The 24,454-nt window shown below is 59.1% G+C and carries 25 protein-coding genes; 10 read left to right on the top strand and 15 right to left on the bottom strand.

Annotated features, from left to right (window positions below):
* The first annotated feature begins 8 nt into the window (after positions 1–8).
* Positions 9–992, top strand: a complete 984-nt coding sequence (locus tag VO84_RS15255; RefSeq protein WP_197414045.1) for a 3'-5' exoribonuclease YhaM family protein — start codon at positions 9–11, stop codon at positions 990–992.
* Positions 993–1,092: 100 nt separating this feature from the next.
* Here VO84_RS15255 and VO84_RS15260 read toward each other — a convergent pair whose 3' ends face one another.
* The 6 genes from VO84_RS15260 to VO84_RS15280 form a co-directional block, all read right to left on the bottom strand.
* Positions 1,093–1,374, bottom strand: coding sequence for a BrnA antitoxin family protein (locus tag VO84_RS15260; RefSeq protein ID WP_058188429.1), 282 nt, complete (start codon positions 1,372–1,374; stop codon positions 1,093–1,095).
* A 142-nt stretch (positions 1,375–1,516) separates the two neighbouring features.
* Positions 1,517–1,642 (bottom strand): BrnT family toxin, encoded by a 126-nt coding sequence (locus VO84_RS23370; protein ID WP_197414046.1) that lies wholly within the window; start codon positions 1,640–1,642, stop codon positions 1,517–1,519.
* A 44-nt stretch (positions 1,643–1,686) separates the two neighbouring features.
* Positions 1,687–2,070 carry an EVE domain-containing protein gene (locus VO84_RS15265; RefSeq protein ID WP_058188430.1) on the bottom strand — a complete coding sequence of 128 codons (384 nt, stop codon included), beginning with the start codon at positions 2,068–2,070 and terminating at the stop codon, positions 1,687–1,689.
* A 369-nt stretch (positions 2,071–2,439) separates the two neighbouring features.
* Positions 2,440–4,452 (bottom strand): ArnT family glycosyltransferase, encoded by a 2,013-nt coding sequence (locus tag VO84_RS15270; protein WP_058188431.1) that lies wholly within the window; start codon positions 4,450–4,452, stop codon positions 2,440–2,442.
* Positions 4,453–4,539: 87 nt separating this feature from the next.
* Complete coding sequence (locus VO84_RS15275; protein WP_058188432.1) at positions 4,540–4,881, bottom strand: helix-turn-helix domain-containing transcriptional regulator; 342 nt, start codon at positions 4,879–4,881, stop codon at positions 4,540–4,542.
* Positions 4,865–5,209 (bottom strand): type II toxin-antitoxin system RelE/ParE family toxin, encoded by a 345-nt coding sequence (locus VO84_RS15280; protein ID WP_058188433.1) that lies wholly within the window; start codon positions 5,207–5,209, stop codon positions 4,865–4,867. Before VO84_RS15280 ends, VO84_RS15275 begins: the two co-directional genes overlap by 17 nt.
* 173 nt (positions 5,210–5,382) lie before the next feature.
* On the opposite strand from VO84_RS15280, the gene VO84_RS15285 reads away from it, so the two are divergent.
* Together VO84_RS15285 and VO84_RS15290 are read left to right on the top strand one after the other, a co-directional pair.
* Positions 5,383–6,003 carry a hypothetical protein gene (locus VO84_RS15285; protein ID WP_157439909.1) on the top strand — a complete coding sequence of 207 codons (621 nt, stop codon included), beginning with the start codon at positions 5,383–5,385 and terminating at the stop codon, positions 6,001–6,003.
* Positions 6,004–6,100: 97 nt separating this feature from the next.
* Positions 6,101–7,648 (top strand): Ppx/GppA phosphatase family protein, encoded by a 1,548-nt coding sequence (locus VO84_RS15290; protein ID WP_058188435.1) that lies wholly within the window; start codon positions 6,101–6,103, stop codon positions 7,646–7,648.
* On the opposite strand, the gene sixA is transcribed toward VO84_RS15290, so the two are convergent.
* A complete protein-coding gene (gene sixA / locus VO84_RS15295; protein ID WP_058188436.1) occupies positions 7,600–8,127 on the bottom strand; it encodes a phosphohistidine phosphatase SixA in 528 nt (175 codons plus the stop codon). The genes VO84_RS15290 and sixA overlap by 49 nt on opposite strands.
* Positions 8,128–8,279: 152 nt before the next feature.
* Between sixA and VO84_RS15300 the strand changes: the two genes are divergently transcribed.
* The gene (locus VO84_RS15300; protein WP_157439910.1) at positions 8,280–9,140 is read left to right on the top strand and encodes a hypothetical protein; all 861 of its coding nucleotides are present in this window, start codon (positions 8,280–8,282) and stop codon (positions 9,138–9,140) included.
* Between the two features lie 63 nt (positions 9,141–9,203).
* Positions 9,204–9,851: a class I SAM-dependent methyltransferase gene (locus tag VO84_RS15305; protein ID WP_058188438.1), complete on the top strand. Its 648-nt coding sequence runs from the start codon at positions 9,204–9,206 to the stop codon at positions 9,849–9,851.
* A gap of 148 nt (positions 9,852–9,999) precedes the next feature.
* Here VO84_RS15305 and VO84_RS15310 read toward each other — a convergent pair whose 3' ends face one another.
* From VO84_RS15310 to VO84_RS15335, 6 genes are all read right to left on the bottom strand, one after another.
* Positions 10,000–10,260: a hypothetical protein gene (locus VO84_RS15310; protein ID WP_058188439.1), complete on the bottom strand. Its 261-nt coding sequence runs from the start codon at positions 10,258–10,260 to the stop codon at positions 10,000–10,002.
* Between the two features lie 585 nt (positions 10,261–10,845).
* Entirely contained in the window at positions 10,846–11,925 is a 1,080-nt protein-coding gene (locus VO84_RS15315) for a CPBP family intramembrane glutamic endopeptidase (RefSeq protein ID WP_058188440.1), read from the bottom strand.
* 153 nt (positions 11,926–12,078) lie between these two features.
* Positions 12,079–12,624 carry a hypothetical protein gene (locus VO84_RS15320; protein WP_058188441.1) on the bottom strand — a complete coding sequence of 182 codons (546 nt, stop codon included), beginning with the start codon at positions 12,622–12,624 and terminating at the stop codon, positions 12,079–12,081.
* Positions 12,618–13,517 carry a DUF692 domain-containing protein gene (locus VO84_RS15325; RefSeq protein WP_058188442.1) on the bottom strand — a complete coding sequence of 300 codons (900 nt, stop codon included), beginning with the start codon at positions 13,515–13,517 and terminating at the stop codon, positions 12,618–12,620. Before VO84_RS15325 ends, VO84_RS15320 begins: the two co-directional genes overlap by 7 nt.
* 32 nt (positions 13,518–13,549) lie before the next feature.
* On the bottom strand, positions 13,550–13,750 hold the full coding sequence (locus VO84_RS15330; protein WP_058188443.1) for a hypothetical protein: 201 nt from the start codon (positions 13,748–13,750) through the stop codon (positions 13,550–13,552).
* Between the two features lie 224 nt (positions 13,751–13,974).
* Entirely contained in the window at positions 13,975–14,511 is a 537-nt protein-coding gene (locus tag VO84_RS15335) for a DinB family protein (protein WP_058188444.1), read from the bottom strand.
* Between the two features lie 155 nt (positions 14,512–14,666).
* On the opposite strand from VO84_RS15335, the gene VO84_RS15340 reads away from it, so the two are divergent.
* Entirely contained in the window at positions 14,667–15,005 is a 339-nt protein-coding gene (locus VO84_RS15340; protein WP_058188805.1) for a GIY-YIG nuclease family protein, read from the top strand.
* A 123-nt stretch (positions 15,006–15,128) separates the two neighbouring features.
* On the opposite strand, the gene ppk1 is transcribed toward VO84_RS15340, so the two are convergent.
* Positions 15,129–17,399 (bottom strand): polyphosphate kinase 1, encoded by a 2,271-nt coding sequence (gene ppk1, locus VO84_RS15345; RefSeq protein ID WP_082662015.1) that lies wholly within the window; start codon positions 17,397–17,399, stop codon positions 15,129–15,131.
* Between the two features lie 343 nt (positions 17,400–17,742).
* Here ppk1 and VO84_RS15350 point away from each other — a divergent pair, with 343 nt between their 5' ends.
* The 4 genes from VO84_RS15350 to VO84_RS15365 all read left to right on the top strand — a co-directional run bounded on the left by VO84_RS15350 (position 17,743) and on the right by VO84_RS15365 (position 23,015).
* Positions 17,743–18,438, top strand: a complete 696-nt coding sequence (locus tag VO84_RS15350; RefSeq protein ID WP_058188445.1) for a hypothetical protein — start codon at positions 17,743–17,745, stop codon at positions 18,436–18,438.
* Between the two features lie 330 nt (positions 18,439–18,768).
* Positions 18,769–20,214, top strand: coding sequence for a TolC family protein (locus VO84_RS15355; RefSeq protein ID WP_058188446.1), 1,446 nt, complete (start codon positions 18,769–18,771; stop codon positions 20,212–20,214).
* 1 nt (position 20,215) lies between these two features.
* Positions 20,216–21,442 (top strand): HlyD family secretion protein, encoded by a 1,227-nt coding sequence (locus VO84_RS15360; RefSeq protein WP_058188447.1) that lies wholly within the window; start codon positions 20,216–20,218, stop codon positions 21,440–21,442.
* Positions 21,443–21,566: 124 nt separating this feature from the next.
* Positions 21,567–23,015: a serine hydrolase gene (locus VO84_RS15365; protein WP_082662016.1), complete on the top strand. Its 1,449-nt coding sequence runs from the start codon at positions 21,567–21,569 to the stop codon at positions 23,013–23,015.
* Positions 23,016–23,075: 60 nt separating this feature from the next.
* On the opposite strand, the gene VO84_RS15370 is transcribed toward VO84_RS15365, so the two are convergent.
* Positions 23,076–24,323 (bottom strand): VWA domain-containing protein, encoded by a 1,248-nt coding sequence (locus VO84_RS15370; protein ID WP_231737965.1) that lies wholly within the window; start codon positions 24,321–24,323, stop codon positions 23,076–23,078.
* Positions 24,324–24,454: the final 131 nt, after the last annotated feature.

Raw genomic sequence — 24,454 nt, forward strand, 5'->3', positions numbered from 1 at the left:
CCGTAAAGATGAAGACATTGTTTGTTTCCGATCTGACTTCGATGCGCGAGGGAGATTCCGTCGAAGGTTTTTTCCTCGTTCTTGAAAAGCAGCAGCGTACGGGTAAAACCGGAAGCTCTTACTTCTCCGTACGGCTCGCGGATAAATCGGGCGACGTGGATGGCCGTATCTGGAGCCCTGCCGACCCGGAGATCAAGGAGTTCGAGAAGGGCGAAATCGTAAAGATACGCGGCGCGTATAGCCCTTTCAACGACAAGCCGCAGCTGAAGGTCGATAAGCTTCGTGTGGCTAAGCCGGACGAGGTTGATAAAGCCGACTACCTGCCGACGACGACGTACGATGTGGCGGCGCTTTGGGCTGAGCTCGAGGGCTTTGTGGCGAGCTTTACGGAGCCGCATCTGAAGCTGCTGATTGAGACTCTGATCCATGATGAGCGGATCGGCGGCAAATATCGCGAGGCTCCTGCGGCCAAGCAGTTGCATCATGCGTGGCTGGGCGGGCTGCTGGAACATGTGGTGAGCTTGCTGAGGCTGGCTGATCGCGTGATTCCAAATTACCCGATACTGAATCGTGATCTGGTGCTGACGGGCGTGATTCTGCATGATATCGGCAAGGTTCAGGAGCTGGCCTGGGAGTCGGGCTTCGAGTACACGGTGGAGGGCGTGCTGCTAGGCCATATCCAGATGGGATATGAGCTGGCGGCGAAGACGATGGATACGCTAGCCGATTTTCCGCCTCGGCTGCGGACGCTGGTGCTGCATCTGATCCTGTCCCATCATGGCAAGCTTGAATTTGGTTCGCCGAAGCTGCCGATGATTCCTGAGGCGCTGGCATTGAGCTTCGTGGACGATTTCGACGCGAAGATGATGGCTGTGCAGCAGGAGTTCGACAAGTGCGCCCGCGAGGGTAAGGCTGCGGATGAGATGACGGGCAAGGTTTGGGCGCTGGATCAGCGACAGTTGCTGAATACGAAGGGTTGGCTGGCTAAATGATTTCCGTAAGCAGGGCAGTGGATAGATTGTGGGTTGTAACTCTGCAGTGCTCCCACCGTCTGGCTTATATGGCTTGCCATTCGTAAAAATCCTCGTGTTTTCAAGCATGCCCTTGATGCTGTTTGACATATTCGCGAAGCGCTGTATTCATGCGCGTTTGATAGCCAGTACCCTGTTTCTGGAACCAGTCGATAATATCGGCGTCAATGCGCAGAGAAAGTGGTTTCTTAATTGGGCGGAAGAGCGCGCTGCGAACGCCTTCGCTCCAATTCGTAATCTCCGGCATCTCGGAGGTGTCTATTTCACTCTCAGGCATTGCCGCAAGCGCATCGAGCTCCATCTGCAGCTTTTTTGTCAATGGTTTGCGATTATCTTTCTTCATATGCAAGTTTCTCCCGGCTTGTTGCCTGTCTCGCACTGATAATTCTTCCGGGTTCGCCTTCGTCATTCGGCCATGTGTGAACGACATAGAGAACCAGACGGCCATCGGGTGATGGCGAGCATAGTGTTGTCCACCGCGTTTCCTATGGATACGGATTCGGATATGTCATCGCGAACGGATCGTCCAGTGCATATTCGGCCAATTTAAAACTTACTTTGTGCTTCTTCAGGTTCTGTGTTGCTTTTTTGGTGTCCCAGGTCCAGTGCAAGTGGCTCTCCTGTATCTACAGTATTGTATATACAATACTGGAAGTCAAGCAATGAACCAGTTCCACTGCTCGGTAGTCAGCGGCACTACGGATAGACGGCCGATTATGACGAGCGGTGAGTCTTTGAAGAGTGGCTCGGCTTTGATGGTGGCTAGTGTTTTCGGCGTCTTGAGGCGCTTGCCTACTTTGACTTTGACCACAGGGACCTTGGGGTCGGTTGGGTCGACGCTGACGACTGTGGCGGTGCCTACGGCGGTGCGCTCTTCGCCGGTGTGGTAGAAGATCCACTTCGTTCCGGCTTTCATTTCGCGCAGATGCTTGACGGCGGTGGGGTTGGTGACGCCGTCCCAGATGGTTTCCTGGTCGCGGAGGAAGTCGTCGAAGGAGTAGACCTCGGGTTCGGTCTTGAAAAGGAAGTAAGCGGACATGGGGACATGGTACTCGATGGGATCTGCTTTATGGGGTTGATGCTTCGGGACTCCCGCTTCGATTTTTCCCCTATTTTGCGTCGATATTTTTCAGAGTTAAATTATCGGTAAATCATTTATATATAATCATTTACGATGATTTTCCCGTTCGAAATGCGAGGGGGAGGGGTGGGGGTGCCTCGATTGGGAGGATTTTCCGGCTTGCAACATTGCAGATTTACAAAATCCGTGAGGGAAAAAGCCGAAAACGAATTTTTTACGGAAAATGCAACAGCCCGATTCCGGAGAATCGGGCTGTTTTGTCTGCTGATTCTTACTATGGCATAAATCCCCGTAATTCTACGCAAGGGTTTTCCACAGTTTTGAGATTTATTTTTCGGGCTGTGCGGAGAGTGGCCTATCGGTCCAGAGCGCTTTGTCGGCGATGGACTGGACGGGATAGAGGCGGCCGGCTAGAAGCTGCTGCACTTTGGGCTGATTGGTGTCCTGTGCGAAGAGCCATTTGCGTTCGCCTGTGCCCCATTGTTGACGGAGCTGGTCTTCGGTGAGGAAGATCTTCGGCGCGTCCGGCCAGCAGGAGCCCCATAGAAGCGATGAGCCTTCACCGAATTGCGAGCAAGGCTGCATGACGATATCGGCGGGCTTCCTGAAGAAATTATGCGTGTAGAAGATGACGGACGAGGCGTCGGACTGGTCGTGGTAGATGATGAGCGTGTCTGCGGGCGAACCCTTGGCGAGGATGGTATCGGCTAGCTGCCTGGAGCTGAGCATGGGCTCAAAGCGCGCGAATGCGATATGTGCGGCGACGAGAAAGATGGCTGAGGTGAGAGCGAGGGCTGTGGTGGCGGCGAGATGTTTGCGCCTGAGGCGCAGCCACCAGCTCACAGCCGGGCCGATCAGCAGCGTTATCGCGGCCAGAAAGGCGGGCAGGCGGAGCGCTGCGAACGAAGGGCCGGTGAGATCGAAGAAGTGCGAGGTAGCGAGTGTGTAATCGCCTACGTCGCGGTGAGCGAGTAGTGTTCCGATGTCGGCAACGAAGGGAAGATGACGCGACTCCCAGAGTCCCCAGCTGAGCGCCAGCGCTGCCAGCACGCCGACAATGGCGAAAACAGCCTGTGCGCCGGTGAGCCATGTGAGCGAGAGCATGGGGCGGCCTTTGTCACCGCCGGTGGGGTCGCGGCGCTCCTCGGTGTTGGCCAGGAGACCTGCGATGAGGATGAAGAGCGCAGGCCATGCCGGGAAGGTGTAGTACTCCTGATTCGTTGAGAGCGAGAAGAAGAGCAGGATAAAGGCCGCGTAGAGGCCGAGAAGCCAGTTGGTGCGGACGCGGAACTTGAGCCGAGCGACGTAGGTGGCTACGTCCTCGCGGGCGGCATTGTCGAGATAAAAATCGACAGTCTGGCCGGCATCGCGGCGCAGATGCTGGAGCCAACCGCGGCGCGTCTTCCATGCAACGACGAGGAGCGCGGGCAGAAAGAGGCTCCAGGGGAAGAGCCAGACAAGGTGGGCGAGCCAGTACCAGGCAACGGGCATGCGGTTATAGTCATGCGGCCAGCGGCTGCCGAGGAATCGGAAGACGTGCTCGTTGAGGAAGTAAAAGTACGTGAAGCCGTGCACGTTGCCGGGCGTGGGGTGATTGCCGATGGGATGGCCCTGGGTGGGGTTGGCGAGCCCGGCGAGAATGTGCCACGGAGCTGCAATGACAAGAAACAGCAGAATGCCGGAGAAGGGCTTGAGGCTGCGCCAGCGGCGCCACTGGCCGCTGAGTGCGAGCAGTGGAATAGCGGCGGCAAGGAAGAAGACCGGCGCGATGAGGCCCTTAGTGAGCGTGGCGAGGGCGAGCGCGGCCCACATGCCGTAGAAGCGGATAGGGCGCTGGCTTTCAAGGCCGGAGAGGAAGCTGTAGAGCGCAAAGAGCAGCAGGAAGCTCAGCAGAGCTTCAGGAATGGAGAAGCGGGTCCAGAGAAATGGCCCAACGGCGGTGAGCACGCCGAGAGCTGCGTAGAAGCCCGCTCGTCGACCCCAGGCACGAAAGGCCCACAGATAAGCGATCCAGGCGCAGCCGAGTACGGCCAGTGAGTTGGACAGGTGCGTGGAGAAGACATTTTCGCCGAAGACGCGGTAGAAGCCAGCGGCGAGCCAGTAGGGCAGCGGCGGCTTTTCGAGATAGCGGATGCCATTGATATGGAGCGTGACCAGGTCGCCGGTCTCGGCCATATATTGCGCAGCCTGAGCGTGGCCGGCGTCTACGTCATCGAGGAGCGGCGGGGTGAACAGGGAGGCAAAATAAACGACGACGAAGATGAGCGCCAGAGAGAGCCATGCGGCAATCGGGGAAGGCCCGGAATGTGTTCGATTTTCTTGCAGAGATTGTGTGGTCATTGCGAAAAGTACAGCCTTATCAGGATAACAAGGTTATCTGCGAGTGGTTTTGCAATGGCGGACGGGAGTGCGAGCCTTATGAAAGATTTATGCGGCTTTGCGTTTGACGGCTTTTGCTTTTACCACTCGGACTTCAAATGCAATGCCGTCAGCTTTTTGCAGATATGCAATCAGTTCCAGGAGATTTCGCGCCTGAGGATTGCCGGTGGCGCTGAGCATTCGCATGAGGCTCTTGGGCGAGCGGTTGAGGGCCTTGCCTGCGGCGATGAAGCCTACTGTGCCGTTGATGTATTCGCGGAGCATCGTTTTGGCGAATTCAAGGTCGCCTGTAAGCAGGTCGTCGATGATTCCCTGAAGGAATGCACGGCGATATTCTTTGTCCTGCAGTTCTTCCATTACGGACTCGCGAAAACTACGCGTGAGGGGCATTTGGCGCTCCTTTCTTACGTTTCTTGTATTCATCCCAAAGCTGTTTTGCCAGCAAAATATCATCTTCTTGCCGCCGCTTTGTGCCACCAGCGAGAAGGACAACAATTTCCGAGCCGTCCTGACCGAAGTAAATCCTATATCCAGGTCCGAAATCGAGCCCCAGCGCAGATACTCCCGCACCTTCCGGCTTTACGATCGAGAAGTTACCCTGGCCCAATCTGAAGACTGCCCGATCGATCCTAGTCCGAATACCCGCATCGAAGGCTGCGAGCCATGTGCGATAGTGATTGCGGCCGCTTTGATCAATGTACTCACGCACCTCAATCATCTTTGCTATGGTAACGCGGGCGTTACCATATGTCGAGAGGTTTTCAGACGGGAACGGAAACAGTTGCGTTGTGACGTGGCCGCGTGAATTTTTTATCAGGATGGTACGCGTTTAACGGTGGCTTTGGTCTAAGCTGGCAGGGGCACTCCGAAAATTCAGAAGAGGTGATTGTGATGCGGATTTTCTGCAGGCGCATCGGTTTTGGGTCTTTCGTGGCTTTGTTGCTTGCGCTCCTGGGCGGGCGGGCGCTCATGGCGGCTGTGCCGTATGCAATCACAGCTACGAATGTCACTATGCCGAACGGTGGTGGCATGGCCATAACGCATTACACCGTGAGCGGAATTCCCCTGGATGGAACACTCGCCGTGAATTGCGCGTACAGCGGACCGACGACGACGGCTCATTTACCCACATGCGTTTATGGGCCGTTGACTGCGCCTGCGCCGGTAATGGTTGGCCAGACGGTGACAGGGAGCATTAATTTTTATCCCTATGGCTCGGCGGTTCCGGTGACCGCGCAGCGCACGAAACCAGTGTGGCCGGCGGGCGGCATTCTTGCGGCCGGCCTGCTGATCGGGTTCGGTTTTCGCAGGAAGATGCCGCACTGGCTTGCAGCGGTAGTGCTGGCTGTGGCAGGCGTTGCCGGAGCGGTTGCGGTCACGGGCTGCGCTGGCGGCGGCAATGGCATGACGCCTGGCACATACGCTTACACGCTCACGGCGAGCAACGAGGCTACGCCGAATACGCCGCTCGGTGTGGCAGCCACCACAACGATCCATGTCACCATTCCCTGATTTCCATTGAACTGAATTTCTGTCGCGTTTTGCACGTTGCAGAATTGCAACATGGGTCGTGTATTGTCATGTGTGAAGAGCACTCCCTATTGACCTCATGCCTGTATTAGCCGCGATAGATATTGGATCGAACTCCTGCCGGTTGAAGATTGCACGGGTTGTCGCGCACCAGCTTAAGACGGTGCACGAGGACCGCGAGGTAACACGGCTGGGATCGAGCGTGTTTGAATCCGGGCTGATTTCGCCGGAGGCGATGGCGCTGACGCTGCGCGCGCTGAAGCGATTTCAGCGAGCGGTGCAGGCTCATGCTGCGGATGAAATTCGTGTGGTGGCGACTGCGGCGCTGCGCGATGCGCGTAACGGAGAGGCCTTTCAGGCGTGGGTGAAGGCTGAGACTGGCTGGAGCCTGGAGATCATATCGGGCCTGGAAGAAGGACGGCTGATTCATCGCGGCATTATGAGCGCGGAGCCGGGTGTGGCGGGCCGCGTGCTGCTGGTCGACCTGGGCGGCGGAAGCTGCGAGATTACGCTGAGCGAGCATAAGCGAGTCAAGGAGACGGTGAGCCTGCCGCTAGGCGCGGTGCGGCTGACGGAAGGGTTTCTGACGACTGATCCGCCGACGGCTGAGGAACTGGCGCAGATGCGGCAGTTGATTGGGCGCGAGCTGCGGCGGGCGAGGCGGAAGATTACGGTCGAACGTGTCTCGCTGGTGATTGCTACAAGCGGCACGGCGGCTGCACTGGCGGAGGCGAGTGCTGCGGTGGCCAAGGCGGGTAAGGCGTCCGTGAAGAGGCTGGTGCACGGGCCCGGTGTGGCTCCAGCGCTGCTGGTACGAAAGCTGGCGGCCAGGCTGGCGAAGATGACGCTGCAGGAACGCGAGGCGATGCCGGGGATCGGACCGCGGAGGGCGGAGATCATTATTGCCGGGGCGCAGGTGTATGCCGAGTTGCTGGATCACTTTGTGCTGCCGGGATTTCGCTACTCGCCGCTTGGGCTGCGAGATGGAATTCTGGCGCAGATGCTGGCTGAGCAGGACACGAGAGCCAGCAGCCACGTGGAGTTTGAGCATGAGCGGTGGGAGAGCGTACTGGCTACGGCCAAGCGCTACGGCGTGGACGCGCGACAGGCAGAGCCGGTGCGGGCACACGCGATCCAGCTGTACCGCGATCTGAAAAGCCTGCATGAGCTGCCGGGCGATTATGAGCACTGGCTGGCGGCTGCGGCGCTGCTGCGCGACACGGGTAAGTTCATTAACCACCAGGGACATCATCGGCATACGCAGTACATCATTTCGAGCTCCGAGATGTATGGATATACGCCGACGCAGCGGACGATTGTGTCAGCCATTGCGCGATACCAGGGCAAGAGCCGACCGGGGCCGGAAGATCGGGCGCTGAGGAATATTCCGACGGACGAGCACCGGAATGTACACCGCGCGGTGGTGCTGCTGCGGCTGGCGGTGGCGCTGAATCAGGATCGGGCGAGCGACGTGCTGAAGGTGACGGCGAAGATGTATCCGAAGCGCGTGTATCTCGAGATTCGGCCGGGGCGGACGGGCGCGGAGCTGGAGCTCTGGTCGCTGCGGAAAGAGGCCGACTACTTCCGCGAGGTCTTTGGACGCGAGCTCTTTCCGACGCTGGCGTAGATGCTGCGGATAAGCCGCGGATCGATGAGCCAATGGAGCTGCGCCGGATGGCGGTCGAGATCGATGCGGGCGATGGCTCCCTTACGAAGACGGAGGCTGGCGCCACCGTTGCCGGTGACGAGCTTGCCCATGAACTCGAAGAGATTGGGATTGTGGCCGACGGCGAGGAGGCCTTCCGCTTTGGAGTACTTGGCCAGGAGAGCCTGAAAGTCGGCGTATTTGCCGTCGGGCGCGAGCGCGGTGCTGATTTCGACCTTTGCTTCGTGGCCCAGCTCGGTGGCAACGAACTGCGCGGTCTGCTGGGCGCGCTTGAGCGGGCTGGAGACGACAGTGTCGATCTGGACCTTATAGGCGCTGAGGGTGCGGGCCATGAGAACGCACTGATCCTTACCGTCTTTTACGAGCGCGCGCTTGGCGTCAAGGGAAGGGTTTGGCCGGCGGAGACCGGCGTTGGCGTGGCGCATAAGGTAAAGAATCATAGAGAGCCGTTTCGGCGGGGTCGATCGGAGACGCCTGCGCTAGAAAGTCAATTTTAACATTTTTGTAACATTGGTGTCCGGTTCGAGGCGTGGAAAAGCTGCGGCCTACAATAGAGATAGTGGCGACACTGCTGAATTCGCCTTCCCGGGCAATGAGTTTGCGCCTCCGCGCGCTGATTGAGCCGGTGCATCTCTGGCATCTGGCCAGTCTGGACGCGCCGACGGTGGCGGTGGTGTGGGCGTGGGCCTTTGCGTGGGCTGCGCATGTGAGCCTGCCGGGGTGGATGACGGCGGCGCTGGCGCTGATTGTGTGGACGATCTACATTGGCGACCGTCTGCTGGATGCGAGGGCCGGGTTGCGGACTCCTCCTGAACATGAGCTGCGGGAACGGCACTACTTTCATTGGCGGCACAGGCGGGTACTGTTGCCTGCCGCGGCGCTTGCTGCTGTGGCGGCTGCGGTGGTGGTGATGTCGCGGCTGCCGGCGCGGAGCATCCGGCCGGATTCGATTGTGGCGGCGGCAACGCTGCTATGGCTGACCAGTGTGCATACGCGGCGGCGGATGTTTTCCGGGGGTGCGGCTCATCTGCGGGGGCGGGTGGCGGAGATTGTGGTTGGCGCTCTGTTTGTGATTGGGTGTGCGTTGCCGGTTTGCTCGCAGGTGGGCGCGGCGCATAGTGTGGCGCAGTTCCTGCGGCTTCCGCTGGCGGCGATTGTGGTTTTTGCGGCGCTGGCGTGGCTGAATCTGCATGCGATTGCAGTGTGGGAATCGCAGCGGGCGGCGCGGGTGCGTTGGGCGGCTGTGGTTCTGGCGGTGACGGCGCTTGGGCTGGCTGTGTTCTGTGGGCCGAGGTCCGGTCCACTGCTGATTGCGGCTGCCTGTTCGGCGTTGTTGCTGGCGCTGCTCGATTGTTTGCGCGGGCGGATTTCGGCGTTGAGTCTGCGGGCGGCTGCGGATCTGGTTTTGCTGACGCCGGTGGTGTTGCTGCTTGAGAAATACCTCAGGGGCTAAAGCCCGACCCGTTATTGTGGCGTGATTGCCGGGGATGAATCCCCGGCCTACCTATACTTCCAAATGGTTCCCGATACGAATGCAAATTTCGACAGGTTGGCCGGCGCTTATCGCTGGATGGAGTGGCTCAGCTTTGGGCCGCTGCTGCAACGATGCCGGTGCGCGTTTCTGGGTGAGTTGGAGACGGCGCGGCGCGCGTTAGTGCTGGGCGATGGCGATGGGCGGTTTACGGCGGAGCTACTGAGGGCTAATTACGCGGTGCGGGTTGATGCTGTGGATGCTAGTCCTGCCATGTTGCGGGCATTAGTTGAGCGGGCTGGAGCGAGTGCCGGGCGGGTGCGGACGATTGTGGCGGATATTCGTTTATGGCGACCGGAAAGTGCCGATGCGTATGACCTAGTGGTGAGCCATTTCTTTCTTGATTGCCTGGCGACAGAGGAGGTTGTGGCGCTGGCTGGCTCCGTCAGGGGAAGCCTGACGGAGGGCGCGCGTTGGGTTGTCTCCGATTTTGCTGTACCCGAGGGTTGGGCTGGCCGGCTTGCGGGACGGGTGGTGGTTGGGTTTTTGTATCGCGCTTTCGGGCTGCTGACGGGGTTGCGAATCCGACGGCTTCCGGATCATGCGGTGGCGCTGAGGAGCGCTGGGTTTGTACTTGAGGAGCGGAAAGAGATGCTGTTTGGGTTGTTGTTCAGTGAGGTTTGGAGAGCATAAAGCTACAAAAACAGAAGCAGGTTCTTCGACTCATCACTCCCAGACTGAAGAAAACGTCTCCACCCCAGCGAGCAAAAATCGCTCGCCGGGGACCCCGGTCTGGGGACCGCGGTTCGCTCAGGATGATACCTTATTTTTTATTCAGAAATCAGGCGTTGGCAAGAGTTTCGGTGACCAGGTTGTGGATCTTCTTGTTGACGTCATTGACGCTGATGAAGAAGGGCGACTTGAGGCACTGAAGGCTGAGCTGCTGCGAGTCGGGTGAGTAGTCCCAAGCGACTTCGATGCCCATTTTGGAGGCGGAGCCGGAGTTTCCGGAGATGGGGATGCCGGCGGCTGCGGCCTTTTGCTGGAGCACGGCGAAGTGGGCCGGAGAGATGTTTTGAAAGAGCTGAGGTGCGTTCGACATATTCTTTCCTTTCAGTTGATCACAGTTGCGCAGTTTCGTGAGTTACCCTGTGCGGGCTTCGATTGCAAGCAATTCAATTCAAGAGGCTTATGTGTGACTTCACAGTTTCTGTGAGGAGCGGCATGGCTGTGAAGCTGTGAGAACGCGTGGAAGAGTTCTGTAAATCCCCTATTTTCAATTGCTTCCGCCTTCTTCTTCACGCGAAAGTTTCCAGTGCGTAAGGTGTCTTCACAGTTTGTTGCTTCCTAAAAGGCAAAAACCGCCAGCCCGGAACGGGAGTGGCGGTTTTCTTCTCTCATCTTTTTTAGTGTGCCATAAAGGGTGGTAATTCTACGCAAAGTTGGCAAAGTTTTTCGCGCTTTAGAATCAGCGTGTTAGGAAATATTTCTGAAAGAAGGGCTTGACAAGATTTCCACAGGGGTTGGGAGGATCGGAAATCAGAGGCTGGAAATCCGGATCCTTAACTGCAAGGATCTCCACCCCACGAAGCAGAAGGCGCTCCGGCTCCGTGGGGACGCCGGACCTGGGGCACCCGGCGAGCAAAGATAAATCGGGGCTATTTGGGTATCTGCCAGGCGCTTGTCGTCAGGTTTTGGTTTCAAGAGGCGGCTGCGGCGAGGAGTGCGTGAAGAACAGTACGACAAGGACGAGGAGCAGCACGGGGATACAGAACACGCTGCCTTCAGGGCCAGCCGTCCCTCCGGAAAGCACAGGATTTCCGGATGCGTGTGTGGCAAAAAGCCGTCCCTGCATAAGGCTGCCGCTATCGGGCACACCGTAGAGGAAGGATTGAGTCCAGTCCCAGGAAGTATGGAAGCCGATAGCCCACCAGAGCGAGCCGGTACGCCAAAGTGCTGCAAGGAAGACGAAGCCGACGAGGAACACCTGCAGGAGCCCGAAGAGGTTTTCGCCGTTGTTGGAGGTGTGGGCCAGAAGGAAGAGCGCAGAGGTGCCGGAGGAGGCAAGCCAGAAGGAGATCGCGCGAGCATGGGGTTGGGAGATCAGGTTGCCGAGGCCGACCAGGCCACGCGTAAGGGTGAACTGAATATAGCCACGAAAGAGGTATTCCTCAGAGAGGCCAACACCTAAGAAGGCGAAGAGTTGAATTGCGCCCCAGATAAGGATGGCGGGGCCATGCTCAAGACGTGCGTCAAAGCTAAGCAAATGCAGGCTATATAAGACGACGATGAGCAGTGAAATCGCTAGAACCCCCCAAACAGCTCCGATGAGAAAGCGCCGGAAGGGATGGACGCCTCCCAGGCCGAAAGCGGAGAGCTTGCGACGTTCCACGGCGGCCATGATCCAGCTCAGCAGAAGAAGAATCGGGAAGATCGCCCACTCGAGGAAGGTGCGGGTCAGCATAGGGGCGTCCGCAAGCCGCTTTCCAGCCGGTGCAGGTGCGCCAGTTGTCTGTCTGGCCGCCGCGGTGGCAGGATGCGCAGCCGCGACGGAATGCCGGACGACGACAAAGATGGAGACGAGGATCGCGGCAAAGATTGCGAAATAGATCAGCAGGCTCCAGCCGGCACGGAGACCGAAGGGACCGATAAAGACGCGGCGCGCAATGGAGGATGGCGTAGAGGAGCCGAGCTCGACCCGAAGCGCCGCAGGTCGCAGCGAATCATGCCGCTCAGGAATGGATGGCTGTGCGGGGGGCGAGTCCATTCAATTATGGTCCTCTTAAAAACTGAGATATGCGTCTTGGTACTCAAGCTTAGACGACTCCAAGGACGTGATTGTTCCTGAAAGCTGCATTGAGTCCTGAGAATTCAAACTAATCCAGCACCCATCGTTTGCTGGGCTCCAGGCGTGCTCCACTCAGCGATGACACACACTTGTACAACTGACGTGGCGGGGTGAATCGGATGGTGGGCCGATGGTCAGGATGTAGCGGGCGCAGCGGTCGGACTTGGGGAGTTCCGTGCCCTGGGTGAGGGCGGTGAGCACGTGGTTCGGGTCGCGGTCCCAGAGGATGAGTGCGGGGTTTTGCCGGGTGGCGGAGGGGACGAGGCATTCTAGCTCGAAGGCGGCTACGGATCGGAGAAGACGGTCGGGGTGCGCGGCGAGCGAGGTGAGGAAGTGCCGGGATAGCTCCTCGATGGCGGGTGGGGTAGGGTTCCGGCTGAAGTGATCGTCGATATAGGTTGCGTAGCATCCCATGTGCTTCATGAGGCGCGAGGTGTAGATGCATTGCGACTCGACCTGGAAGCGCAGCCACCAGGAGGCGATTTCGCGGGTCATGGCGAGGCCGGGGGAGTGCATGACTTCGTTCAACCATGGGTCGGTCTGGGCTGAGGCTTCGGTGACTGGTGTGCCAGTGAGAATGCGGCGGAGGGATTGCTGCTGTTCGCGGAGGGTCAGCATGAGGCCAGCTCTGCCGGGATGTTTGCGATCTCGGCGCGGATGCGGGTGAGCTCGGCGCAGGTGATGCTGGCGCCGAGGGCTGGGGCGGCTTCTTTGAGGAGCTCCCAGGTGACGACTTCAAGATTGGGGCAGCGAGCGAGGATCCGATGGGCGAGAGCGATAGTGGAGTCCGCGGTGGGCCGGGAGTGAATGTCGAGCTGGAAGCCGTGGTGCTCGAAGCCTCCGGCGAGGTGCATCTCGCGGACCGGATGGAGATTGAGCTCGTCGAGGAAGGACGGGATATCGAAGCCGAAGTTGTGCGCGTCACATTCGAGGTTGTAGGCGTCGAGGATGAGGCCGCAGCCGGTGCGTGAAGTGAGCGCGTTGAGGAACGCGGCGGGAGTGTATTCGGCGGGGGCGTCGGGAAGCAAGTGGATGATGTGCTCGACGAGAAATGGGACCTTGTAGCGCTCCTGAAGGATGCGGATGCGCTCGCAAAGCAGGTCCAGCATCTCTTCAGTACGTGGAAGCGAGAGCATGGTGTCGAGGTTTTCCCCATCGACGGTTGTGTAGCCGAGATGCTCGCTGTGCCAGCGCGGGGTGAAGCGGGAAAAGAACTCATCGAGCAGGCGGATGTAGGAGCTGTTCCATCCGTCGGCGGTGCCGATGGAGAGGCCGATGCCGTGGACTATCAGTCCGGTATGCGGAGTAGCAGAGGCAATCTGGTCGAGAAGTTCCGGGCGCAAGGCGCCGGCGTGGCCGTTGCTGGTGCGCGAGATGCTGTCGGGCGCGATCTCAAGATAATCGACGAGCGGAAGGACCTGCTGAAAGAGGTCGCTATCCATGCCCTCGTAGGTAGTGGCCAGCGCGGGCGTAGGAACACGATGAGGTGTGCTTTCGACTGTGCCGGCCATTGAACCCTCCGAAGGCGATTGCATTGATTTGCCTAGGCGGATCTGACGCCAGTGACGTTTGCGAGCTCGTAGGGGTCGCCTTCATCGCCGGTGAGATGGAGATCGATGCCCATGAGGCCGCAGGTGCGACACCCATAACGGCCACCGATGGTGCTGATGATTTTGGAGAGGGCTTCCACATCTACTTTGGGCTGCACGTGGACGCTGACTGTGGTACGTGATGCGCTGCTCATATGTCTTTCTCCTTTGGTTTACGGACTCCTCGGAGGCAGAGCGTTGGCGAGTAGTGATTTTGGGGGCGGGGGCGTTACGGATAAGGACGAATGACGAGGAATGCAAAGCGGGTTCTTTCTTCCGCCTTAGGTATTGCTGCGGTGAGGATGACAGGTTGGCTTTTGTGGGATCCCAAGTCCCAAAACCGGGATCAGACGGAAGGGCCGGTTTTGCCAGACTGGTCCTAACGGAGTTTCATTCTTTCCAGCCGGGCTTGATGATCCGGGGCCTTGTCGAGCCAAAGGTCCCAGGTGCAGGGGCCGATTTCCTCGTCGTCGAAGGGATGGCCAGCGGCCTTGAGGGCGAGTTTGATCTGTCCGTGGTGGTAGCCCTCATGCCAGATCATGTGCTGGAGGTAGAGGAGGGGGTTGTCGTAGTGGAGCAGCATGGGCGTGCCGGAGAGGAGGAGACTTTCGACGGCATGGCGGACGGCTTTAGCGCTTGAGTCGAGCTGAGAGGCGATCTCCTCCGGGTCCACGATGTCGAGCCATTCGCGGTCTGGAACTTGGGGAGTGAACTGTGGAGCGTCTTCTGCGAGGAAGATGAGCCGGACGTAGTGCATGTGGGTGAACATGCGGGCTACGGTGGGACTGGTGGGGAGCGCACGGGCCTGAAGGCCGCCGGGCGGCAAGGCGCGGAGGAGATTGATGAGGATCTGGTTGTTGCGGTCCCAGGAGTCGAGGATGAGGGTGAGGAGATTATTTTCGTGAGCTGGTGTCATGGAAACTCCATTGGCGGGAGTGCGGCGCCTGAGATGCGGATATGTTCAGGATGATAAGCGGTGGTGGAAGCGGGTGGGAGTGCGATTGCTCCGAGGGACTGTGGGGAAGCAAAAACTACATTGTCGAATTGCACTCTGGCTTCTACGATGAGGCAATGGCTGAGCGCATTTACTTCACCTACATCATGGCCAGCCGCAGCCATACACTTTACATCGGTATGACTGGGAACCTTCGTCTTCGCGTCTTTCAACATAAATGGCACGAAAAAGATGGTTTCACTGCCCGGTACAATTGCGATCGCCTTGTCTGGTTTGAATCCTTCAGCGATGTATCGCTGGCCATCCAACGAGAGAAAGAGCTGAAAGGGTGGCGACGTGAAAAGAAAGTTGCTCTGATCGAGCAAGCCAATGTCACGTGGCAGGATCTGAGCAGAGGCTGGTATGACGTAGAGCCTGCGGATTCCAAGCGGGCTCTGGACAGGATGGATGCCTGAAAGGCAACCGCAGATCCTTCACTTCGCCTGAAGAAAACGGCTCCGTTCAGGATGACACGCGTTGGTAGGTGGACGGCTGATCTCAGGATGACACCGCAGGGGTGGGGGTGAGTGAAGGAACTCTTAGTCGGCGACGGCGGTGGCGACGGCTGCTTTTGAGGCGCGTTTGGCTGCGGGGCGGCGGGGTTTGGGTGTGGGCTTGCCGTTTGTCGCTTCAGGACTTCCGGCTTCAGTCGTCGCGGCTTCGTGACTGGAATGTTTGTGGTGATGCGTGTGGACCTGGGGGCAGGGCGGAGGGATTTCGGAGAGGTCGGATTTGCCTTCGGCGTATTGCATCAGGAAGTCCTGGCTGGAGAAGCCGGGAGCATCCGGGTAGGCCTTGTGGACGCAGGTGTAGGCGCCGTCGGATTGCTGGAGGCGGCCTTTGCGGGTATCGGCGAGCAGGGCGGGGATGATTTCGTCCTGGATGCGGGCTTTGGTGGCGGCGTCGCGGATGGGGAAGACGACTTCACAACGCTCGAAGAGGTTGCGGGGCATCCAGTCGGCGGAGCCGATGTAGACCTCGGCTTCACTTGGATTGGCACCGCCGTTCAAGAAGGTGAAGATGCGGGAGTGCTCCAGGAAGCGGCCGACGATGGAGCGGACGCGGATGTTTTCCGAGAGGCCTTTGACGCCGGGTTTGAGGATGGAGAGGCCGCGGATGATGAGGTCGATGTGGACGCCGGCCTGGGAGGCGTCATAGAGGGCTTCAATGACGCTCGGTTCGAGGAGCGCGTTCATCTTGGCGACGATGCGGGCGGGCTTGCCGGCGCGGGCGTGGTCGGCTTCGCGGCGGATGAGGCCGAGGAAGCTTTCCGCCATGGTGAGCGGGGCTACGAGGAGCGGACGATAGTCGTCGATTTCCGCGTGCGCGGTGAGGTAGTTGAAGACGGTGTGGACGCGCTCGGTGATTTCGGAATTGCTGGTGAGGAGCGAGAGATCGGTGTAGAAGCGCGAGGTGATGGGGTTGTAGTTGCCGGTGCCGAGATGGCAATAGCGGCGGGTGACTCCGTCTTCATCGTGGCGGACGAGCATGGCGAGCTTGCAATGGGTCTTGAGGCCGACGACGCCGTGGAAGACCTGGACGCCGGCGTCTTCCATGGAGCGGGCCCAGCGGATATTGGCGGTCTCGTCGAAGCGGGCCATGAGTTCGACTACGACGGTGGTTTCCTTGGTGGCCGCGGCTTCAATGAGGGCCTGGAACATGAGCGAGTCGGAACTGGTGCGATAGAGGGTCTGCTTCATGGAGAGGACGCGGTCATCGTGCGCGCCGTGCTGGATGAAGGAGACGACAGGATCGTAGGAATCGTAGGGATGGTGCAGGAGGATGTCGCGCTGGCGCAGCTCTTCAAAGATGTTGGCCGATTTGCGCGAGAGCGTAAGAGGCTTTGGCGTGAAGGGCGGGTATTTTAGATCGGGGCGCTGGACGTCTGAGTAAAGAAAGAAGAGGCGCGAGAGATTCACAGGGCCGTTCGTGGAGAAGACCTGATCTTCATCGAGCTCGAAGTTGACGCGGAGGCGCTCGACGATCTCGGGGTGCGCTGCGGTTTCGATTTCGAGGCGCACGGCGTCGCCTTTGCGGCGGTTGTGGAGCTCGAAGCGGATGGTTTCAAGAAGCGAGCGGGCCTCTTCTTCTTCGAAGTAGAGGTTGGAGTTGCGGGTGACGCGGAAGGCGGCGTGGGCGAGGACTTCATAACCGCGATACATGCGTGAAAGATTCTGCGCGATGAGGTCCTGGAGAAGCAGGTAGTCGTATTTGCCTTGCTCGGAGGGCAGGCGGATGAAGCGCGGCAGCGCGCGCGGGACGGTCACGACGCCGAGGACCTGCGGGCCGGAGGATTTGCGCTTGAGGCGGAGAAGAAGCGCGAGGCACAGCGCCTTGTTGAGGACGCGCGGGAAGGGATGCGCGGGATCGATGGAGATGGGCGTGAGGAGCGGGTCGACTTCGCGCTGGAAGTAGTTCTGGGCGAAGGCGCGGGCTGGTTCATCGAGCTCGTTCCATTCGAGGAGGCGGATGCCTTGCTTGCGCATCTCGGGCAGGAGCTGCGTGGTCCAGCACTCGTACTGTGCGGTGACGAAGGTGTGGATAGCGCTGGTGAGGGCGGTGAGGGATTCCTCTGGGGTGAGGCCGTCATAGCCGAGCTCACGGCCGCCGTCTTCAATGCGCTGCATGAGGCTGGCCTGGCGGATCTCGACGTACTCGTCGAGATTGGAGCCGGTGATGGCGAGGAATTTGACGCGCTCAAGAAGCGGGTTTGCGGAGTCGGCGGCTTCTTCGAGGACGCGGCGGTTGAACTGCATCCAGGATTCGTCGCGGCCGTTGAAGTGGGATTGCCGGGTGGTGGTCTTTGGCATGGGAATTGGCACCTGCGCGGTGATGTGAAGTCTATCGCGTTACGGTCTCAAGGTACTAGCTAACAGGATTGGGGGCGGGGAGATGTTAAGGGGAAGAGAATTTAAGGACGAATGACGAATGACGAGGGAACGATCAAGACAAAGCAAAAGCAGGTCCTTCGACTCATCACCCCCAAACTGAAAAACGTTTGGGGGCCCGTTCGCTCAGGATGACACCTCGGAGGTGGTGGATATTTATGTGGAGTTGATGTTCCGAATGGATGTTTGACCTTGGTGCCTTGGTGGGTTGAGGATGGAGGAGACAGGCCCCACTCCTGATCATGCTGGTAAGGAGCGTTTGCAGATGAGCAAGGAAACTCAGAACAGCAATTCAAATCTCGATCTTTCATTGCCGGTTCCGGAGGGCGCTGAGGAGTTCAAGCGCACGATGACGAACCTGCTGGATGGCAAAGAGAAGGATGAGGCGACGGTGGAGCTCGCGTTTGAGGGTCAGGATGGGATGTTCGACCTGATTGCGGCGAAGCTGTACAGCATTGCTTCGATGCTGGTGGGCGAAGGCGAAGAGAGCATTCAGCTTGTTGAGACTGCAATTGCGGACTCCGAGGTGACCTGCTGCCAGAATGCGGCTCAGGCGGGGTTGAGCAGCAAGCGGGTGCTGGCGCGCGAGGCTCTGACGCAGATTTCGGCGCGAGATGTGGATGCGCTGGCTTTTCCTGAGGACCTGGCGCATGCGCAGACCTGTATTGAAGACGACGACCTGGATGCGGCCAGCGAGCATGGCGAGGAGTTTGAGCGGGCGATTGCCGGGCCAGACCGGGAGCGCGTGCGGACCTGGCTGGAGAGCCTGCCGGCGGCGATGCGGGTGATCTTTACGCTGCGGGCCGTGGCGGGGATTCCCGCGGGCGAGACGGCGGCGCTGCTGGCGGCTTATGGCGGACCGAAGGGTGCGGGCTGGACGGCGGATGCGGTGAGAGAGCTGTTTCAGCAGGCGCTTTGCGGGCTGGCTTCGCAGCTTTTGCAGGATGGAATCAAGAGCTAAGGAACAGGGACCGAGGGAGCGATAAAGACAAAAGTGAGTTGGCTTTTGTGGTATTCCAGGTTTCAAAAGCGGGACCTGGGGCACCCGATGGTTGTGGTCAAACTTGCGAAAAGCAAAAGCAAGAACAACCGCAGGTCCTTCGACTCGTTTCAAGCTCTGCTTGAAACTTCGCTCAGGGTGACAAATTTGGGGTGAAGCTGGGCTAATTGCTGGTCTCCGATAAACTATTTTCAGAACCTTCGAGGCGGGCGGGTGCATCTGTAGAGAAGCACACGATTTTAAGGGAATTCAGCCTGCGGTCTTTTGCGCAAATCAGGTCGAAAATCATTGATGCCGTTAGAGAATTCAAGAAAGTTTAGGGTTGGTCCCTGTGCCTGCGCTGTTTTTGCGGCGCTGATGCTGGGGAGCCTGTCTGCCGGAGTTGCCGGGGCGCAAACGACGCCGACCGCTGCCGGGCCGACGGCGCAGAGTTTCCAGGGCAGCGTGGCGGAAGGTACGGCCAACGGACAGGTGATGGATCTGACGCTGGATGACGCGATTCAGCGCGGTCTGCGGACGAACCTGGGCGTGATTTTGAGTGGTACACAGACGGCATCGGCCAAGGGGCAGCGGCTGAGCCAGTTGCAGAACCTGCTGCCGTCGGTGGATGCGTCCTTCAAGGAAAGCTATCAGCAGGTGGATCTGGCTGCGGAGGGTATCCGGTTTCCGGGCTTTCCGACAATCATCGGACCGTATGGATTTACGGACATTCGCGCTTCGCTGACGTGGAGCCTGGTGGATGTGAAATCGCTGAGGAGCTACATTGCGGCGAAGCACAACTTTGCGGCGGCGCAGCTGACTGCGGATGACGCGAAGCAGATGGTGATTCTGACGGTCGGCAATGCGTACCTGCTGGTGGTGGCCGATGAGACGGAAGTGGCCAGCGTGCAGGCGCAGGTGACGACGTCCAAGGTTTCACTGGACCAGGCGGTTGCGAACCACGAGGCAGGCACGGCTCCGAAGATTGATGAGCTGCGGGCGCGTGTGGATTACCAGACGCTGGAGCAGCAGTTGATCAGCGCGCAGAATGCTCTGGAGAAGGACCGGCTGTCGCTGGCGCGGACGATTGGATTGCCGCTGGACCAGAAGTTCAATGTGGCGGACAGGGCTCCGTATGCGGCGTTTGACGAGATTGATTTGAATGCTGCGCTAAAGCAGGCGCATGTGGATCGCAAAGACCTGGCGGCGATGGTGGAGCAGACGAAAGCCGCTGAGTTGCAACGCAAGGCTGCGACGGCGGAGCGCTTTCCAATGTTGAAAGTGGATGCGGATTATGGCGACATTGGCGTGAATGTCGGCAACTCGCATGGAACGGTGGATGCGTCGGGCAACTTCAGCGTGCCGGTGTTCAAGGAATTCGGAATTCGCGGCGATGAGCAGCAGGCGCAGAGCCAGCTCGATACGGCGAAGGCGCAGTTGAGTGACAAGAACGCGCAGGTGGATGCCGATGTGCGCGATGCGCTGCTGGATATTGAGAGCGCGCAGAAGCAGGTGGAAGTGGCGAAGTCCAATGTGGATTTGGCGAGCGAGGCATTGAGCGAGGCTCAGCAGCGCTACAAGGCCGGAGTGAGTGACAACCTGCCGGTGAGCCAGGCGGAGCAGTCCGTAGCACAGGCCAACGATCAGTATGTAAGCAGCTTGTACCGGCACAATGTGGCGAAGCTGAGTCTGGCGCGCTCACTGGGCGCGGCCGGGCAGTACAAGACTTATCTGGAAGGCAAGCAGGGAGGAAAGTAACGTGGCGGATACACCGAAAAATCCCGCGGAGGAGCAGCAGCAGACGGAGTCCGCGCCGCCGAAGAAGAGCCGCAGGGGAATCATCATCGTGGTTCTGTTGGTTGTGGCCGTGGCTGCGCTTGGGTTCTGGTGGCACTCCACCTATTTTGAAGATACGGATGATGCGCAGGTGAGCGGTCACCTGATCCAGATCAGCGCGCGCATCCAAGGCCAGGTGGCGAAGGTCTACGTGGATGAGAACCAGTTTATTCATAAGGGCGATCCGATTGTGGACCTGGACCCGCGTGACTTTCAGGTAGCGGTGGAGAATGCGCAGGCTGCCCTGGCGAGCGCGCAGGCGAATGCCTCGGCGGCGAATGTCAATGTGCCGATCACGGACATCAACACGGGTGCGAATTTACGTTCGGCGGGCGCGGATGTATCGGGCGCGAGCGCAACTGTGCAGCAGGCGCGCGGGCAGCTTGATGCAGCCAATGCGCAGGTGCTGCAGGCTGCGGCGAACAATACGAAGGCGCAGCAGGACCTGGAGCGCTACAAGCCGCTGGTAGAGAAGGATGTGATCAGCAAGCAGCAATACGACGCTGTTGTGGCTGCTGCGGCGGCTGCCCAGGCAACGCTGACGAGCTCGCAGGCGAGCGCCGCGGCGGCGAAGGATGCCGTGGGAGTGGCGCAGCAGCGACAGGCTTCAGCAAATGCGCTGTTGAAGTACGCTGAGACGGGTCCGCAGCAGGTGGCGGTGCAGAGTGCAAAGGCCAAGCAGGCGGTGGCGCAGGTGCAGGCGGCGCAGGCGCAACTGGACCAGGCGAAGCTGAACCTGAGCTATGCGAAGATTGTGGCTCCTGAAGATGGGATTGTGACGCGGAAGAACGTTGAGCTCAACCAGAATGTTTCCGTTGGCCAAAACCTGCTGACGCTGGTGAGCCTGAGCGATATCTGGATCACGGCGAACTTCAAGGAGACGCAACTGAAGCAGATGCACAAGGGCCAGCATGTGGAGGTTGCCATCGATGCTACGGGGAAGAAGTACTCCGCTGTAGTGACGCAGGTTGGCGGCGCGACGGGCTCGGTGCTTTCGCTGTTTCCTCCAGAGAATGCTACGGGCAACTATGTGAAGGTGGTTCAGAGAATTCCGGTTCGGCTTGATTTTACGAATTTGAAGGATGAGGATCCGAACCATGAGCTTAGGCCGGGGTTGAGTGTTGAGCCTAAGGTGAGGGTTAAGGACTAAGGACGAGTGACGAAGGACGAGAGGGCCGGCGAAAGCCGGCCCTTTGATTTTCTGCGGAACAGAAGATAGGGTTGTGGCGTATTGCGGGTTGGGTGAGAGGTGACGTGTGCGCGGAAAAACTTTGATGATGTGGATGCTTGGGGCGGGAGTTTGTGTTGGGTACGCTGGGATGGCAGTGGCGCAGGGAACGCCAGAGGTTCAGAAGCGAATTGCAGCGATTGAGAACTGCGTGCCGCCGACGGTGTTGATCAGGAATGGTCCGGAGCCGTGTCCGACGCTGGCGAAGCGGATGGCGGAACTGCATGTGCCCGGTGTGAGCATCGCTGTGGTGCACAAGGGAGCGATTGAGTGGGCGAAGGGGTATGGGGTTCGGCAGACGGGCGGTGAGCCGGTGAATGCTGACACGGTTTTTCAGGCGGGGTCGATCAGTAAGCCCGTGGCCGCCCTGGCTGCGCTGCATCTTGTAGAACAGGGCAAGCTTTCGCTCGATGCGGATATCAATACAGAACTGACAAGCTGGAAGCTGCCGCCGAGTGACGCTGCGCCGGGTGCGACGGTTACGCTGCGTGAGCTGCTTACGCATACGGCGGGAATGACGGTGCATGGTTTTCCTGGTTATGAGGCTGGGGTTCAAGTGCCCACGCTTGTGCAGGTGTTGAATGGCGAGAAGCCTGCGAATACGGATGCGATTCGCGTGGATAGCGCGCCAGGGAAGAACTGGCGGTACTCCGGCGGCGGATTTACGGTGATGCAGCAGATGGCGGTGGATGCGGCGAAGGAGCCATTCCCGAAGCTGCTGCATGATACGGTGCTGGCGCCGATTGGCATGAGCCGTAGCACATATGAACAGCCACTGCCTGCGGATCGTTTGAAGAATGCCGCAATGCCGTACAACGACGATGGCACGCCGGTGAAGGGTGGGCCGCATACGTATCCGGAGATGGCGGCTGCGGGATTGTGGACGACGCCTTCGGATTTATGCCGGTACATTCTGGAGGTGCAGAATTCGCTGGCTGGGAAGACGAATCATGTTTTATCGCAGTCGATGACGGAGAAGATGCTGACTGGCGGAATGGGAGGTTGGGGGCTTGGCGTTCAGCTTGGCGGCGCGGCGGGGAATCCGTGGTTTTCGCATGGTGGCGTGAATGCGGGTTACGAGAGCCTGTTTGTTGCCTACGACAAGGATGGCGATGGCGCAGTGGTGATGACGAATGCTCAGGGCGGAACGCGGCTTGCCGATGAGGTGATGCATGCGATTGCGGCGGTGTATGACTGGCCGGATTACAGGCCTGTGGAACGCACGATTGTGAAGGTGGATCCGACGGTTCTGGCGAAGTATGTGGGGACGTATGAGCTTTCGCCGGACTTCAGCATTGTGTTCACGCTGGAAGGAAATCAGTTGATGACGCAGGCGACGCATCAGCCCAAGTTTCCGGTGTATCCGGAGTCAGAGACGAAGTTCTTTCTGACGGTGGTGGATGCTGAGGTGGAGTTTGTGAAGGATGACAAGGGGCAGATTAGCTATGCCATTTTGCATCAGGGTGGGCAGGATCATAAGGCTGTGCGGAAGTAGTGGGGAGTGCAGTATCAAAAGGGCCGGCGAGATGCCGGCCCTTTTGATTTTTGGGCGTAGTCAGTTTTGTGGTGGGGCGATGGCTGGAGGATCAATCCAGTAGGTTGTGCGGGCTGTGATTTCGAGGCTGGAGTAATTCGGTGCGTGGAGGGTTAGGGTGTGCAAGCCGGGGTGGGGATTTTGTGGATAGAAGCTGAGGACGTAGCGATTGGGAACGTGGTTGGAGATGGTGGAAAGATAGCCTTCGAGCTCTTTGGGGTTGGAGAGGTGGAAGTATTCGCCGCCGGTCATGTGGGCTACGGTTTCGGGGATGTTGGTCTTCATGCCGTCGACTGCGGCGATGGCTGCCATCTTGGCGAAGGCGAGCGGTGGAGCTAGCTGCGTGAGGCAGTCATAGGCTTGAATCCATTTGTTGTGGGTGGCGTCGGGATCGGGATTGGGGTCTTTACCCATGCAGCCGTGGGGCGGGTTGGGGTGATGGTTTTCGAGGCTGAGGATGCCGCTTGGGCGGCCGCTGGGTTGCGTGGGGAGCTCGCGGGCGGCGTAGTGCACGGCTTCTGATTTTCCTGTGGAGAAACCGATGCTGTAGATGGTGGTGTTGGTGTCGGTGACGGCGCGGACGGCTCGCTGGATGGTGGTGGTGCTGCCGCGGTCGAGGGTTTCACTGATGAGCAGGATGGCGCGGCGATAGATGGGTGGCTGATCGCGGAGCAGATCGACGGCGTAGGTGAGGCTGTCGAGGATGGCTGCACCGTTGTCGCCGAGTGGGATGTCGTAAATATGATTGGGGCCGGTGCAGTTGTTGTAATGATGCTGGCGGGTGCAGCCGGGTTGGAGGCTGCGGAGTGCGTCGATGGCTTCGTCGGTGTCAGAGGTGAAGCTTTGCAGCAGATGCGGCTGGCTGTCGAAGGTGACGACGGCGACCTGATGATAGACGTTGCCGACGATGGAGGTGAGCATGGGCGCGAGCGGCGGCGCGAGTGTGTCGTAGTTTTGGAATTCGCGTGCGCCTGCGCCGCCGATTTCGAGGACGACGACGAGGGCTAGTGGCTCGTTGTCGGTGTCCTGCTGGAGCGAGAGCTTTTGTGGAGCTCCGTCGTCGGTGAGGAGGAAGTCGTTGGCGGTGAGAGTGTAGACGTTGGCGCCGGATTTGTTGCGGACGAGGGCCGGGACCAGGACGAGATTAGTTTGTACGGTGAGTGCGGGGCTTTGAGGATTGGATGGGGCGGGGGATTGGGTGAAGGCGAGTTGGGTTGCGAGTGCGAGTGCAGATAAGGCGATGCGCGGAAATGTGGGTCGCGTTTTCAAACGGGCCTCGGCTTGTGCAGTCGTTTCCAGCTTAGACGTTGGCAGTGTGCCGAGCGTGATTAGGTTCCCGGTTTTGTTTTTAGCGGGTTAGCTGCGCTTCGCGCGATGGCGAGTTGGCAAGTTAGCCCTAT

It is taken from the genome of Occallatibacter gabretensis (genome assembly GCF_001449115.1).
GTDB lineage: Bacteria > Acidobacteriota > Terriglobia > Terriglobales > Acidobacteriaceae > Telmatobacter > Telmatobacter gabretensis.

Excerpts from the sequence above, each read along its gene's own strand:
- VO84_RS15255 (WP_197414045.1), top strand. The coding sequence starts at position 9 with ATGAAGACATTGTTTGTTTCCGATCTGACTTCGATGCGCGAGGGAGAT.
- VO84_RS15260 (WP_058188429.1), bottom strand. The coding sequence starts at position 1,374 with ATGAAGAAAGATAATCGCAAACCATTGACAAAAAAGCTGCAGATGGAG.
- VO84_RS15265 (WP_058188430.1), bottom strand. The coding sequence starts at position 2,070 with ATGTCCGCTTACTTCCTTTTCAAGACCGAACCCGAGGTCTACTCCTTC.
- VO84_RS15270 (WP_058188431.1), bottom strand. The coding sequence starts at position 4,452 with ATGACCACACAATCTCTGCAAGAAAATCGAACACATTCCGGGCCTTCC.
- VO84_RS15275 (WP_058188432.1), bottom strand. The coding sequence starts at position 4,881 with ATGCCCCTCACGCGTAGTTTTCGCGAGTCCGTAATGGAAGAACTGCAG.
- VO84_RS15280 (WP_058188433.1), bottom strand. The coding sequence starts at position 5,209 with ATGATTGAGGTGCGTGAGTACATTGATCAAAGCGGCCGCAATCACTAT.
- VO84_RS15285 (WP_157439909.1), top strand. The coding sequence starts at position 5,383 with ATGCGGATTTTCTGCAGGCGCATCGGTTTTGGGTCTTTCGTGGCTTTG.
- VO84_RS15290 (WP_058188435.1), top strand. The coding sequence starts at position 6,101 with ATGCCTGTATTAGCCGCGATAGATATTGGATCGAACTCCTGCCGGTTG.
- sixA (WP_058188436.1), bottom strand. The coding sequence starts at position 8,127 with ATGATTCTTTACCTTATGCGCCACGCCAACGCCGGTCTCCGCCGGCCA.
- VO84_RS15300 (WP_157439910.1), top strand. The coding sequence starts at position 8,280 with ATGAGTTTGCGCCTCCGCGCGCTGATTGAGCCGGTGCATCTCTGGCAT.
- VO84_RS15305 (WP_058188438.1), top strand. The coding sequence starts at position 9,204 with ATGGTTCCCGATACGAATGCAAATTTCGACAGGTTGGCCGGCGCTTAT.
- VO84_RS15310 (WP_058188439.1), bottom strand. The coding sequence starts at position 10,260 with ATGTCGAACGCACCTCAGCTCTTTCAAAACATCTCTCCGGCCCACTTC.
- VO84_RS15315 (WP_058188440.1), bottom strand. The coding sequence starts at position 11,925 with ATGGACTCGCCCCCCGCACAGCCATCCATTCCTGAGCGGCATGATTCG.
- VO84_RS15320 (WP_058188441.1), bottom strand. The coding sequence starts at position 12,624 with ATGCTGACCCTCCGCGAACAGCAGCAATCCCTCCGCCGCATTCTCACT.
- VO84_RS15325 (WP_058188442.1), bottom strand. The coding sequence starts at position 13,517 with ATGGCCGGCACAGTCGAAAGCACACCTCATCGTGTTCCTACGCCCGCG.
- VO84_RS15330 (WP_058188443.1), bottom strand. The coding sequence starts at position 13,750 with ATGAGCAGCGCATCACGTACCACAGTCAGCGTCCACGTGCAGCCCAAA.
- VO84_RS15335 (WP_058188444.1), bottom strand. The coding sequence starts at position 14,511 with ATGACACCAGCTCACGAAAATAATCTCCTCACCCTCATCCTCGACTCC.
- VO84_RS15340 (WP_058188805.1), top strand. The coding sequence starts at position 14,667 with ATGGCTGAGCGCATTTACTTCACCTACATCATGGCCAGCCGCAGCCAT.
- ppk1 (WP_082662015.1), bottom strand. The coding sequence starts at position 17,399 with ATGCCAAAGACCACCACCCGGCAATCCCACTTCAACGGCCGCGACGAA.
- VO84_RS15350 (WP_058188445.1), top strand. The coding sequence starts at position 17,743 with ATGAGCAAGGAAACTCAGAACAGCAATTCAAATCTCGATCTTTCATTG.
- VO84_RS15355 (WP_058188446.1), top strand. The coding sequence starts at position 18,769 with ATGCCGTTAGAGAATTCAAGAAAGTTTAGGGTTGGTCCCTGTGCCTGC.
- VO84_RS15365 (WP_082662016.1), top strand. The coding sequence starts at position 21,567 with ATGATGTGGATGCTTGGGGCGGGAGTTTGTGTTGGGTACGCTGGGATG.